Origin of the sequence: Enterobacter cloacae complex sp. SHL020 (assembly GCF_049236945.1) — a bacterium.
GTDB classification, from domain to species: Bacteria; Pseudomonadota; Gammaproteobacteria; order Enterobacterales; family Enterobacteriaceae; genus Enterobacter; species Enterobacter dykesii.
Genome location: NZ_JBMKJF010000001.1, coordinates 170,872 through 184,042, shown reverse-complemented (window position 1 = coordinate 184,042; position 13,171 = coordinate 170,872). Strand labels below are relative to the sequence as shown.

Annotated in this window: 14 protein-coding genes and 1 pseudogene; 5 read left to right on the top strand and 10 right to left on the bottom strand. The window is 50.6% G+C overall.

Going from position 1 to position 13,171, the window contains the following annotated elements; all coding sequences use genetic code 11:
• Positions 1-8 precede the first annotated feature (8 nt).
• Positions 9-446 (top strand): heat shock protein HslJ, encoded by a 438-nt coding sequence (gene hslJ, locus ACOTZB_RS00890; RefSeq protein WP_126328642.1) that lies wholly within the window; start codon positions 9-11, stop codon positions 444-446.
• Here the strand turns inward: hslJ and ACOTZB_RS00885 are convergent, their stop codons facing one another.
• Entirely contained in the window at positions 447-713 is a 267-nt protein-coding gene (locus tag ACOTZB_RS00885) for a DUF333 domain-containing protein (protein ID WP_023312003.1), read from the bottom strand. It lies immediately after the preceding gene.
• 271 nt (positions 714-984) lie between these two features.
• On the opposite strand from ACOTZB_RS00885, the gene nifJ reads away from it, so the two are divergent.
• Complete coding sequence (gene nifJ, locus ACOTZB_RS00880) at positions 985-4,509, top strand: pyruvate:ferredoxin (flavodoxin) oxidoreductase (RefSeq protein ID WP_193806815.1); 3,525 nt, start codon at positions 985-987, stop codon at positions 4,507-4,509.
• 389 nt (positions 4,510-4,898) lie between these two features.
• On the top strand, positions 4,899-6,008 hold the full coding sequence (ompC, locus tag ACOTZB_RS00875; protein ID WP_421626244.1) for a porin OmpC: 1,110 nt from the start codon (positions 4,899-4,901) through the stop codon (positions 6,006-6,008).
• 335 nt (positions 6,009-6,343) lie between these two features.
• Here the strand turns inward: ompC and ACOTZB_RS00870 are convergent, their stop codons facing one another.
• From ACOTZB_RS00870 to ACOTZB_RS00830, 9 genes are all read right to left on the bottom strand, one after another.
• Positions 6,344-6,421 (bottom strand): hypothetical protein, encoded by a 78-nt coding sequence (locus ACOTZB_RS00870; RefSeq protein WP_223239581.1) that lies wholly within the window; start codon positions 6,419-6,421, stop codon positions 6,344-6,346.
• 68 nt (positions 6,422-6,489) lie between these two features.
• Positions 6,490-6,912, bottom strand: a complete 423-nt coding sequence (locus ACOTZB_RS00865) for a GFA family protein (protein ID WP_063439759.1) — start codon at positions 6,910-6,912, stop codon at positions 6,490-6,492.
• 3 nt (positions 6,913-6,915) lie between these two features.
• Positions 6,916-7,113: a hypothetical protein gene (locus ACOTZB_RS00860; RefSeq protein WP_023312007.1), complete on the bottom strand. Its 198-nt coding sequence runs from the start codon at positions 7,111-7,113 to the stop codon at positions 6,916-6,918.
• A gap of 65 nt (positions 7,114-7,178) precedes the next feature.
• Positions 7,179-8,210, bottom strand: a complete 1,032-nt coding sequence (locus ACOTZB_RS00855) for a methyltransferase (protein WP_421626243.1) — start codon at positions 8,208-8,210, stop codon at positions 7,179-7,181.
• Between the two features lie 263 nt (positions 8,211-8,473).
• Positions 8,474-8,923 (bottom strand): hypothetical protein, encoded by a 450-nt coding sequence (locus ACOTZB_RS00850; protein WP_421626242.1) that lies wholly within the window; start codon positions 8,921-8,923, stop codon positions 8,474-8,476.
• A gap of 115 nt (positions 8,924-9,038) precedes the next feature.
• Complete coding sequence (locus ACOTZB_RS00845) at positions 9,039-9,617, bottom strand: GNAT family N-acetyltransferase (protein WP_421626241.1); 579 nt, start codon at positions 9,615-9,617, stop codon at positions 9,039-9,041.
• Positions 9,614-10,054 (bottom strand): VOC family protein, encoded by a 441-nt coding sequence (locus tag ACOTZB_RS00840; protein ID WP_421626240.1) that lies wholly within the window; start codon positions 10,052-10,054, stop codon positions 9,614-9,616. The genes ACOTZB_RS00845 and ACOTZB_RS00840 overlap by 4 nt, the downstream gene beginning before the upstream one ends.
• 97 nt (positions 10,055-10,151) lie before the next feature.
• Positions 10,152-10,493: a DUF1294 domain-containing protein gene (locus tag ACOTZB_RS00835; RefSeq protein WP_421626239.1), complete on the bottom strand. Its 342-nt coding sequence runs from the start codon at positions 10,491-10,493 to the stop codon at positions 10,152-10,154.
• A gap of 135 nt (positions 10,494-10,628) precedes the next feature.
• The gene (locus ACOTZB_RS00830; protein ID WP_421626238.1) at positions 10,629-12,152 is read right to left on the bottom strand and encodes an EAL domain-containing protein; all 1,524 of its coding nucleotides are present in this window, start codon (positions 12,150-12,152) and stop codon (positions 10,629-10,631) included.
• A gap of 372 nt (positions 12,153-12,524) precedes the next feature.
• On the opposite strand from ACOTZB_RS00830, the gene ACOTZB_RS00825 reads away from it, so the two are divergent.
• Together ACOTZB_RS00825 and ACOTZB_RS00820 are read left to right on the top strand one after the other, a co-directional pair.
• Positions 12,525-12,935 (top strand): ASCH domain-containing protein, encoded by a 411-nt coding sequence (locus ACOTZB_RS00825; RefSeq protein ID WP_421626237.1) that lies wholly within the window; start codon positions 12,525-12,527, stop codon positions 12,933-12,935.
• A gap of 156 nt (positions 12,936-13,091) precedes the next feature.
• Positions 13,092-13,163: pseudogene (locus tag ACOTZB_RS00820) on the top strand (hypothetical protein); the annotation flags it as partial.
• Positions 13,164-13,171: the final 8 nt, after the last annotated feature.

The window sequence follows — 13,171 nt, the reverse complement described above, 5'->3', positions numbered from 1 at the left end:
GAAGAAAAATGAAAAAGCTCATTGCGTTAAGCGTTATTAGTCTTGTCCTTACCGGCTGCGTTAATCCGGGTAAAGCCTCCGTACAGCCGGAGCAACTTAAAAACCACCGCTTTGTGCTGGAAAACGTAAACGGTAAGGCCGTGAAGACCGCGACAACGCAACCTGAGATCGGTTTTAGCGCGCTGCCAGATATCAGCCTGGTGAATAACATCAGCGTTTCCGGCCAGATGTGTAACCGTTTCAACGGGCAGGGGAAATTGTCCGAAGGCGAGCTTAAGGTTAAAACGCTGGCCATGACGCGTAAGCTCTGTACCGAGCAGCAGCTGAATGAGCTGGATCAGACCATCGGCGACATGCTGCGCAAAGGGGCGCAGGTCGACCTGACTGAGGACCAGTTAACGCTGGCGACAGCCGATACAACGCTGATGTTTAAGCGTGTAGAATAATCAGTAGTTACCGCAGCTTCCAACGGCAAGCGACTGTTCGCTACAGCGTTTGCCGTTTGGCAAGGCGCACATCCCAATAGCAGAACCATCAAGCTGGCGGGCGACAGACAGCGAACCGCCAATCATCGCGCAGTTGGCCTGACCTGAACTGGACATTGCCGCTTTCATTCCCGGCGCCACGTGGGCTGCCGTTGCCTGCTGGACTGGTTCACTGCTACATGCCGACAACAATAACGCGGCACACCCTACCCAAAATGCTGAGCGCATGCTCTCTCCCCCATGAATAATACGAAACCTATGCATAATAGGCATCACATCCCGTGTCGTCGAGAGCGGAAGTGCGTATTTATGCGCTACAGAAACAAATTCTCGCAATTTTTTCGCCAAAAGTTTGATCTACTCATTGATGGCAAGAATACCAAGGACACAAAAGCGAAAATCGTAAAATCCCCCGTTTGCTAGAATACACAGATAATATTCAGGGTTTGTTGCCGTAATACAGACCCCTATTTTTTGCGCAATGTAAGGGTGTCGTCCTATGCAAACTATTGACGGTAATGGTGCAGTTGCCTCAGTCGCGTTTCGCACCAGTGAAGTTATCGCCATCTACCCGATTACGCCAAGTTCTACCATGGCCGAGCAGGCGGATGCCTGGGCGGGTAACGGGTTAAAAAACGTCTGGGGCGATGTCCCGAGAGTGGTTGAGATGCAGTCTGAAGCCGGCGCGATTGCCACGGTACACGGTGCGCTTCAGACCGGCGCGCTTTCCACGTCGTTTACCTCCTCACAGGGATTACTGTTAATGATCCCTACGCTTTACAAACTCGCCGGCCAGCTGACGCCCTTCGTACTGCACGTTGCCGCGCGTACCGTTGCCACCCACGCGCTCTCTATCTTTGGCGATCACTCTGACGTGATGGCCGTGCGCCAGACCGGCTGCGCGATGCTATGCGCCAGCAGCGTTCAGGAAGCGCAGGACTTTGCCTTAATTTCGCATATCGCCACGCTCAAAAGCCGCGTGCCGTTTATTCACTTCTTTGATGGTTTCCGCACCTCTCACGAAATCAACAAAATCGTCCCGCTGGCCGACGATACTATCCTGAGTCTGCTGCCGCAGGCGGAAATCGACGCGCATCGCGCCCGTGCTCTTAATCCTGAACACCCGGTTATTCGCGGGACATCGGCGAACCCGGATACCTATTTCCAGTCCCGCGAGGCCACAAACCCCTGGTACAACGTGGTTTACGACCATGTTGAACAGGCAATGAATGATTTTGCCGCCGCAACCGGCCGGGAGTACAAACCGTTTGAGTACTACGGCCATCCGCAGGCGGAACGGGTGATCGTGCTGATGGGGTCAGCCATTGGGACCTGTGAAGAGGTGGTTGACGAGCTGCTGACGCGCGGCGAAAAAGTTGGCGTGCTTAAGGTACGTCTCTATCGCCCGTTCTCGGCTAAACATCTGCTTTCGGCGCTGCCTGAAAGCGCGCGCGCTGTGGCGGTGCTCGATCGTACCAAAGAGCCTGGCGCGCAGGCGGAACCCCTCTATCTGGATGTGATGACGGCCCTGGCAGAAGCCTTTAATCAGGGCGAGCGTGAAACGCTGCCGCGCGTTATCGGGGGGCGCTATGGTTTGTCCTCCAAGGAGTTTGGGCCGGACTGCGTGCTGGCGGTATTCAACGAGTTAAGCGAAGCGAAACCCAAGCCGCGCTTTACCGTCGGCATTTATGATGATGTGACAAACCTGTCCCTGTCGCTGCCGGAAAACACCCTGCCCTCGACCGCCAAACTTGAGGCGCTGTTCTATGGTCTGGGCAGCGACGGCAGCGTCTCCGCGACCAAAAACAACATCAAAATCATCGGCAACTCAACGCCGTGGTACGCCCAGGGTTACTTCGTCTATGACTCCAAAAAAGCAGGCGGCCTGACCGTTTCCCACCTGCGCGTGAGCGAACAGCCCATCCGCTCTGCGTATCTTATTTCTCAGGCCGATTTTGTTGGCTGCCACCAGCTGCAGTTCATCGATAAATACCAGATGGCCGAGCGCCTGAAGCCCGGCGGCATTTTCCTCCTCAATACGCCGTACAGCGCAGACGAAGTCTGGGGTCGACTGCCGCAGGAAGTTCAGGCGGTGCTGAACCAGAAAAAAGCCCGTTTCTACGTGGTCAACGCCGCAAAAATTGCCCGCGAATGTGGCCTTGCTGCGCGTATTAATACCGTAATGCAGATGGCCTTCTTCCATCTGACCAATATCCTGCCGGGCGACAGCGCGCTGGTGGAGCTGCAGGGGGCGATTGCCAGGAGCTACAGCAGCAAGGGCCAGGAGCTGGTCGAGCGAAACTGGCAGGCGCTGGCGCTGGCGCGCGAATCGCTGTATGAGGTACCGCTGCAGCCGGTGGATGCCGCAAGCCCGAACCGCCCTCCGGTGGTGTCCGACGCGGCGCCCGATTTCGTGAAGACCGTGACGGCGGCGATGCTGGCCGGCCTGGGCGATGCCCTGCCCGTCTCTGCGCTACCGCCGGATGGCACCTGGCCGATGGGTACGACCCGCTGGGAAAAACGCAACATCGCCGAAGCGATCCCCATCTGGAAAGAAGAGCTGTGTACCCAGTGCAACCACTGCGTTGCGGCCTGCCCGCACTCTGCCATTCGTGCCAAAGTGGTTTCACCGGAAGAGATGGAAACTGCACCAGCCAGCCTGCATTCGCTGGATGTGAAGTCTCGCGATATGCGCGGACAGAAATACGTTCTGCAGGTCGCGCCGGAAGATTGCACCGGCTGTAACCTGTGTGTCGAGGTCTGTCCGGCGAAAGACAGGCAGGATCCGGAGATCAAAGCCATCAATATGATGTCGCGTCTGGAGCACGTTGAAGAGGAGAAGGTCAATTATGACTTCTTCCTGAATCTGCCGGAAATCGATCGCAGCAAACTGGAACGTATTGATATTCGTACGTCACAGCTGATTACGCCGCTGTTTGAGTACTCTGGCGCCTGCTCCGGCTGCGGTGAAACGCCGTATATCAAGCTGCTTACCCAGCTGTACGGTGACCGGATGCTGATTGCCAACGCTACCGGCTGTTCATCCATCTACGGGGGCAATTTGCCTTCTACGCCGTACACCACCGACGCGAATGGGCGCGGTCCGGCGTGGGCAAACTCGCTATTCGAGGACAACGCCGAATTCGGCCTGGGCTTCCGCCTGACCGTCGATCAGCACCGGACGCGCGTAATGCGCCTGCTGGAACAGTTTGCCGGGCAGATCCCCGCTGAGCTCAATGACGCGCTTCACGCGGACGCGACGCCAGAAGAACGCCGTGAGCAGGTTGCTGAGCTGCGCCGCACGCTGCAGGGCGTGACGGGGGCTGAACAGCTGCTGACCGACGCTGACGCCCTGGTCGAAAAATCAATCTGGCTGATTGGCGGTGACGGCTGGGCTTACGATATCGGCTTTGGCGGGCTGGATCACGTGTTGAGCCTGACCGAAAACGTCAACATCCTGGTTCTGGATACGCAGTGTTATTCCAATACCGGCGGCCAGGCGTCGAAAGCGACGCCGTTAGGCGCAGTAACGAAATTCGGCGAACACGGTAAACGCAAGGCGCGCAAAGATCTCGGCGTGAGCATGATGATGTACGGTCACGTTTACGTCGCGCAAATCTCGCTGGGTGCCCAGCTTAACCAGACGGTGAAAGCGATTCAGGAAGCGGAAGCGTATCCTGGCCCGTCGCTGATCATCGCCTACAGCCCTTGCGAAGAGCATGGCTACGATCTGGCTCTCAGCCACGACCAGATGCGCCAGCTGACCGCAACCGGCTTCTGGCCGCTGTACCGGTTCGACCCGCGTCGTGCAGACGAGGGTAAATTACCGCTGGCGCTGGATTCGCGTCCGCCGTCGGACGCACTGGCCGAGACGTTAATGCAGGAACAGCGCTTCCGTCGCCTTAACGCCCAGCAGCCGGAAGTGGCCGGGCAGCTCTGGAAAGATGCCGCTGCTGACCTGCAAAAACGCTATGACTTCCTTGCGCAGATGGCGGGTAAAGCCGAAAAACCGACCAGCGACTAGTTCCTCTGCCCGGCTTGTCCGGGCATTTTTTTGCCATAAAAAAAGCCCGGCGTATTCACACCGGGCGAATCCAGCTAATTATTGAATATCTATTTAGTTCTCTTAATAGCATTCACGTTAATTATGGATTAATCATCTTACAGGCATATAACGCCTTCAACATTACCTTAATTAAACCCTGTTTAATAATTTTAATTTAATATATAAACTTTTAAATCATTCATCAAATCAATGACCATTACCGCCGATTTATTCGGTTTAGATTTTACTTAGTTCGTAACAATTATATTTTATTACTCCTTCACGGGAGTGATTTAGCATGAGACAACTTTCTCATTCTGAAAGTTCAACAGGTAATTAAATAAAAACAACTGCAAAGGAATATCACAATGCAAAGAAAAGTACTGGCCCTGATGATTCCGGCTCTGTTAATGGCTGGCGCAACTCATGCAGCAGAGATTTATAATAAAGATGGCAACAAATTAGATCTGTACGGAAAAGTAGATGGTCTGCATTACTTTTCCGATAACAAAGGTGCTGACGGCGATCAAACCTATATGCGTCTGGGTTTCAAGGGTGAAACCCAGATCAACGACATGATGACCGGTTACGCACAGTGGGAATACAACATCCAGGCGAATAACACGGAAGGGTCTGATAATCAGTCCTGGACGCGTCTGGCCTTCGCCGGTGTGAAGGTGGGCGACTACGGCTCCTTCGATTACGGCCGTAACTATGGCGTGCTGTACGACGTGGAAGGCTGGACCGATATGCTGCCTGAATTTGGTGGCGACTCCTACACCAAAGCCGACAACTTCATGACCGGCCGCGCCAACGGTGTGGCAACCTACCGTAACACCGACTTCTACGGTCTGGTGCAGGGCCTGAACTTTGCGCTGCAGTACCAGGGCAAAAATGAAGACGCCAGCAACAACCAGGAAGGCACCAACAACGGTCGCGACACGCGTCACGAGAACGGTGATGGCTTTGGTATCTCCACAACCTATGACTTTGGCATGGGGATTACTGCAGGGGCCGCGTATACCTCTTCTGACCGTACCAACGAGCAGGTCATGAATACCACTGCGGGTGGTGACAAAGCGGATGCATGGACGGCGGGCCTGAAGTATGACGCCAATAACATCTATCTGGCGGCCATGTATTCTGAAACCCGCAATATGACGCCGTATGGTGATAATACCGACGCCGTGGCGAACAAAACCCAGAACTTCGAAGTGACCGCGCAGTACCAGTTCGACTTCGGCCTGCGCCCGTCCCTTTCCTACCTGCAGTCGAAAGGTAAGGGCCTGGGCAACGGCCAGGGCGACCAGGATCTGGTTAAATATGCTGACGTAGGGGTCACCTATTACTTCAACAAAAACATGTCCACCTACGTTGATTACAAAATCAACCTGCTGGATGAAGATGACAGCTTCTACAAAGACAACGGCATCAGCACCGATGACGTTGTAGCGTTAGGCCTGGTTTACCAGTTCTGATGGTCAGAGCCCGCATAATTATGCGGGCTCGCTTTTTTATGACATTTGTCACAAAAGACAGTTTAAGAAAGAGATTGGTTGAGGGAAAGTTGAAAACAAGCGGGTTAAACTCCGGTGATAGCCCTTTCGTCACTAAGGATAACAGCGTTGTTTGGTCGTATATCCCTTGTCGTACTTACCCTTTTAGCATTGTTGTGGATGGCGTTAATTTTTGATTTTGGTGATATTGTCGGGCATCTCGGCGCGCTGTTAAACCATCTGGATGGCAGTTGACCGTGTTCCAGAAAATAAAAAGCCACCAGCAGTGCCGGTGGCGGGTAAACGCGTATGTCGCGTTATTTTTTCACAGGTTGAGGCTTTTTATCCCCTGACTCAGGGGCCTCACGCGGATCGTCTTTTTCAACACAGAGCATAGTTTCTCCTGTATCAGATAACCATTTTCCACTATAGCCAGGCTGATTAAAGAGTGGCCAGGCGGCAATCATGCCTGCTCTTCCCCTTTCTCGCGAAAAGAGAGATAACCAAATACCCCACTTTCCCCATCCATGGGATGGTTAACACCGTCCATCACCTTCACCTCTGAAAAATCAAAAGGTGAAACGTTTTCAAAACAGGCGACATTCACGCCATATTCGTTTGGGTTAGAACGCCGCTGATGGAACGTGTAGATCCCGCACACCGAACAGAAGAAATGCCGTGCCGTTCCCGTGTTAAAGCGGTACTCGGTGAGCTTATCCTCACCTTTGGTCACCTTAATCCCTGACAACGGCGCAGAGACGACGACCGCGCCCCGCATGCGACAAAAGGAACAGCTGCAGCGCCGCGCGGTGTTCAGGCCATCTGTAAGCTCAACGGTGAACGCCACCGCCCCGCAATGGCACTTCGCATTACGTCTTTCAGCCATGGGCTATACCCCTTTTCTCACCAGCTCGGCAGCCTTAACGAAAACCTCATCTTCTACACCGTCGCCTTTTTGCCTGCCGAGCCTGACCAGTTCATCCACAATACTGTTGCGATGGATCGGTTTCTGGGCGGAAACCAGCCCAATTACGGCGGCCCCAATCGCCAGCCCCACTAATCCGGTTTGTTCATCTTTGTTTTTCATATTCATGCTCCTGGTACAACAAACAAGGTTAGCAGGAATATGGTAAAACGGAATGACGGACAAGTTCAGACAGGTATGACCTCTAAAATCGACAGATAGGAACGGGTATCTATTATTTTGTTCAGCTTCAGATTGGTCTGTTCAAACAAGACCTGATACTCAGGCTCTGTTCTTGCCCGCCCGCCATCAAAGCTTGTTAACAGAAGAAGGTCAATTTCAAATCGTCCCTGCTCATTATTTTCTTTTTTAATAAGCGGTTCAAAAATTAATAAGCGGGAGTTCTCTTTCATTGCATTTCTGCAGCACTGAAGTATCTGTACCGCCTTCTCATCAGGCCAGTCCATGAGGATATACTTAAGCAGATAAATGTCCGCTGCAGGACAGGCTTCAAAAAAGCTACCCTCTACCGTCTGCCATCGGCGATTATCATTCAATAGTGACAGTCGATTGCGCGCAAGCACGTCTTTTTGATCAAACAGGATCCCTGTTAAGGTCGGATTTCGACGTAAAACGGCCAGTAATAAATTACCCAGCCCACCGGCGATATCGGCAACGACAGCGTTTTCAGGGAACAAATAGCTATCAGTAATCGCTTCATTCTCTACGGATGACATAGAGGCCATACCGGCGTGAAAAATATTGCTGCCCGTCGCCGTGTCGTCATGCTGCCAGTAATCGTAAAAAGGCTTGCCAAACAATTCGTTAAAAACGGGTTTACCTTGCAATATTTCATCCATTCTGGCCGCTGGCTGCCAGAATGTTTGGTCTGTCAGCATGAGCACCGCCGCACGCAAGGAAAATTCATGATCGGAACGCAGGAATTGTGCTGAATGGCTAAGACCGTATTCCGCTTCGGATACTTCGTTGAACACCCCACGCGAAGACAATAAACGCATGATTCGATGAAGATAATCGCCATCGACATTAAGCTCCTTCGCCAGCTGCTTAACGGATTTCTTTTCTTCAGCCAGTAGATCTGCAACGCCTAATACCGCGACAGCCCGAAGTGCTGCCTGCCAGACAAAACCCATGCTTTGCTCTAACAAACACATTCCTTCTTTACGGCTTAGCAAATCCAGATTATTACGTTGTGACATTTTCTGCTCCTTACCAATAAAGATGTGTTGGACAACCAAAATCCGTTAGCAAGCGTAAGTCTGGAGTTAAGCTTTAGCCATATTAAAAATAACATTCAGCAAAGTTATTTGGTGATATTCCGTATCATTTAGCGTACAGAAATGTTAATGCGTAAATAAATAAAACCACTTGTCATTTTTTTTGAATAAAAAAATACGGGAATTATTATTAAGGCAATGATTTTTTCACCTAAAAAAACCGTCGCAAGACGGGATTTTAGCATTTAAAATCTCGGCGTCAGCCCATATATGGGTTTCTTAATGTTTGCCGCCCAAACCTTGATATCATTTTGAAGCAGCACGGTAAAATCGGATTTCAAATGTGTCACCATACTATTAACGCTGTCAGCGTCCAGTACTGAAAAATGCTCAATTCTGTACCCTCCCACCTGAACACAGTGATATTGTGCAGGAAGCACCTTGCCATTGACGTTAAGCTCTTGCCGGTTCGCACCACATTGTCCAGGGGATATGTAGGACACCAGCAGATTGGCCGAACGCCGGGCCGGTTGAGAAATACTCACCATGACGGGGAAACCTTCTGAGGTCTGCGTCATATCATAAAGAACGGCATTTTTTATATACCATGTATTGTATTCGCGCTCCTGAAAAGCGGACCAGGAAGGCGCAGAAATAAACGCCAGCGCCGCCAGTGTAATAGTTTGAATTCTCATGGGATGTTGTCTTCCTTGTTGGTGCATTTATTATTCAGATTGTGCAAAAAACAGCAAGCCATTGAGAATAGACCTACTACTATTAGCAGTGCTGGCGTCTGATGGTGACGAGGCGTTAAGGCTGGAGATACTCCTCTCTCAGCAATGCATAAAGATATTCATCCCCCCACTCTCCCTTAAAAAAGACATTCTGCCGATAATGAGCTTCTCGTCGAAAGTGGAGTTTTTCCAGCAGATTTACAGCAGGCGTATTTCGTATATCCACAACGGAGATGAGCCGATGCTTTGCGTAATGCGTAAATAGCAGCGTGATAACGGCATTGAGTGCTTCCCGGGCATAACCCTGCTTTTGATATTTCATATCAAAGGTCATACCCAGTTCAGCCTGCCTGCCCTCATCAAAAAAATGAACACCAATATCACCCGCCACTGCCCCGTCCGTTTGCCGTTCAACAATAATCTGATACCACGTATCATCGCTGTTAAACTCAAGAAGGATCTGCTGAGCATGTAATTTCTCTGCATCCCGCGTCGTAAACCGCTCCCAGCTCTGAAAACGGGCAACTTCAGGCTGGTTACGGTAGCTTACAAGCTGCGATAAATCGGCAGATGCCAGAGGACGTAGTCGTAACCGGGGGGTTTGAAACGGCAACCTGTCTTCCATCTTTTTTCTCATATCACCCGTTATCTTCATTTTTCCGTATGAGCCGTCCGGATTGCCTCAAGCCCAACCCGCTGCCCGAATGACAGTTCTAATGTGTTGCCGTCAGGGTCGGCAAAAAATACATAGTAACCGACGGGATCGCCCAACTCCTCCGGTGCTTTTCTTAACACCCCTTCAGCGATTGCCATCTCCGTTTTCCTGTCGAGTTCTTCACGCGTGGCGCAGGCAATCCCCAGATGACCAAAGTTGCCCAGCGGCGTATCAGTCACATGGTCGGCCTGCACCAGCACAAGAGCGAAAGGACGGGTATGGTCGCTTAACCATGCCACCTTTCGGGCATCGGGAATACCGGGTTCACGCAGGTGGATGACGTCCATATTGGCGTAGCGACGGTAGAAAGCGATACTCCTTTCCAGATCCCTGACCATAAACGCAACGTGGGTAAAACCAACATCGATATCTTTCATTTTAAGATGTTACTCCTTTATCAGCGCGTGGAGGCATCTTAAAAGCTCAAGTTAACTTGATGTCAACAAGCACTTCATCTGTTTCTCCCTGCGCTCGTCAGGAAGCAAAAGAAGAGAAATGGTAAGCCGTCGCCATTACGACGATGCTGACGAAAATGCTGATAACAAAGTAGGTTTTGAAGGGCTGCTTTTGAGTTTTATGACGAAAGAGCTGTTGGCCCACAATGGCACCAGGCCAGCCGCCTGTCGCGCCAAACACCAGCAGCGTGACTTCCGGCACCCTGCGCAAACCTTTACGCGCCGCCATTTTATCGGCGCCATACATGCCTGTCGTCAGGGCGTTAATCAGCAGAAACCAGATGATCAGCGGATGCGAGGTAACAAGGCTAGCTATTGCAGCGAAAATCAGAAGTGAATAACAAAAGCGATTGAGGGTCATAGTACGGGTTACTGGGTTGTGAAGCGGTTGCCGAGGGCGCAGTATACCCTCTCTTACGCCTGTCTCTTAAATGAAAGATTGTCTCTGTTATTTAAACACAAGATGTTGCCCCCCTTTTATACGATGTGATAAACCTCACTCTACTTTCACCTTAACTTTTGGCTTCGACAAAAGAACTTTCACCAGTTCCTTAAACGGTGTGGGTTTGAAGAAGTAAAAACCTTGTAAAAAATTGATGTGGTTACGCGTGAGATAATTCAGCTGCTCTGGTGTTTCAACGCCTTCTGCCACAATACTGATTGACAATTTTTTTGCCAGCTCCAGTACCGAATCCAGTATAACGGTTGAGTCCGCACTGGCATTAACCCTGGCAACAAAGCTTTGGTCGATTTTGATGTAATCAATGTGCAAATCCTGCAGGTAAGACAGACCAGAATAGCCGGTTCCAAAATCATCCAGTGCAATAGCAAAACCAATCTCGTGGAGCGCATTCAGGGTCTTAACGAGATGTTCATCGACATGGAGGGGTTCTCGCTCGGTCACTTCAATGACAAGGTTAAGATCCTGTTGAATAAAGCTACGTTTGTAGTGGAGACACTCTTCAACAAAAGTGGAGGCAACAATATGAGACGCGCTGAAGTTAATACCGACATGGAACCCTTCGGGTAACAAGGTAGAAATCGAATTCATATGCGATGCAACCTGACGCATTAAGCTCTGGGTTAAGGGAATGATTAAACCCGATTTCTCAGCGAGAGGAATAAATGACGCGGGAGAGATAAACCCTGACTTCGGGTGTTTCCATCTGGCCAGCACTTCTACCCCACGCAACGTTCCCTCTTTACCGCTTACTACGGGTTGGTAGTAGGGAATAATTTCATTTCTGTAGATGGCAATACGCAGCGATTCCTCAGGCGAAATATCCTTAGAGAAATATCGCTGCAGAAGATAAGCAGGAAGAGAGGAAATGAGCAGCAGAAATAACAGCACTCCACCGGCCTGGTCGAATAATCTCGTCAGGCTAAAAAAAGGCGGAGTGTTAAATTGAATCGCGAAAGGATAATCAGCGTCTTTTACCCTGAGTACATCTTTGTTTGCATGGGCTGGCGTCATCACATCGCCGGATTGGCCTAAGCTACGATTGCCGACCTGCAGTGAATACGCCACGCCACGTAATGGCATATTCAGCGCATCCCGGATATGGCTGTCACTGATGCTCACCATGATTCGGCTTCCGGCATGCTGTGTCTGGTATAAAAGAACCGGCAGGCCGTTGACCGTACTTTTCGCTGGAACGAGCAGCAATGTTGTTTCAGGCAGCGCTGAGCCGTTAACCAACAATACGCGGTTTCCCGGCAGCGAAGAGCACCAGACCGCATCTTTTTTCAGAATAACGATCGTTCTCAGGTGTGGCTGTAACGCAGCTTCGGTGCCGAGCCGATATTGTCCTTCAGCATCGCATTCATTTTCAGCAAGTTGCATCGCTATCCGGGCTGCATCGCGGGCTTCCTTAAGAATAACATTCATATTCCTGACGACGTAGCGCGCCCCTGCCAGACTGTCTGCCCGTGCAGAATACCAGACCTGTAAATTGATAATAAAAACGCCCAGCATAAAAATTGTCGTGGCTACAGCTAAATAAATCGATATACGGCGCATTGAGGATTCTCGACCAGAGTGAAGTTGCCGCTTCGATGATGCTGAAGTGATTGAATTGTCATCGTCTTAAGCATGGTTGATAAAGAAAGAAATACCATGTCAGGCGTCAGAAATATAAAAGTTACAGAAAAAGCGTGGTATCGGTTCTGTTCCGCTGACTTTTCTTCGTTATACAACGTCACGCGCCTGGCTGCAGACAACAGATTCACCACACAAATAACCCCATAAGGTTATATTTACTCAGCCAATATGCGTAACGCTTTGTTTTCATGCCCACCCGTGAACAAAGGTGTTGGAAAAGCCGACTACACTTCCTGTAACGACAGAGTTTATACTAAAACTGTTTTAATCAAGGGTTAAGAAAGGATTGGTATGGTAAAGGTTGAGGAATTACAAATGAAATACCCAGGCGCAGTGGCCTGGCAAATAGGTGATGGCCCGGAACTGGCCAGCGTGCTTGCGGACCTGATTAAAAAAGGAATCAAAACGGCCACCTGCGGATCTTTTGCCTCGTACGCGCAGGATATGTCTGCTCCGCGGATGGGGAGCTACAACATAATCCTTGATGGCCAGAATGTCCCAGTCTGTGTGATCCGGCTGGTTTCAATGCGGCTGGTGCGTTTTTGCGATGTTAATGAGGAGTTCGCTCGCAAAGAGGGTGAAGGTGATTTAAGCCTTGAATACTGGCAGAAAGAGCATCAGCGATTTTTCTTCCGCGAAGGCCATTTTTCTGAAGATATGGAACTGATCGCGGAAGAGTTTGAATTGGTTGAGGTGCTGTAAGCTGAGATAAAAGTGATACTTATCCCAGCGAGCCTGCACCCTTCTGATGCCCCCCCAGGTTTTTCAGGCTTTTTAAAGCTTCCCTTGTCGATATAACGCATCACCCCGGCATCACTAGCCCTCACCCTTAAGCCTGCATGATGTGAATCGTTATAGGGTTCCATATTTAACCCCGCTGTAAAACGTGCTGGTATTCGTCGCCGGAATCCGTACCATACGCGGCATACAATGTTTGC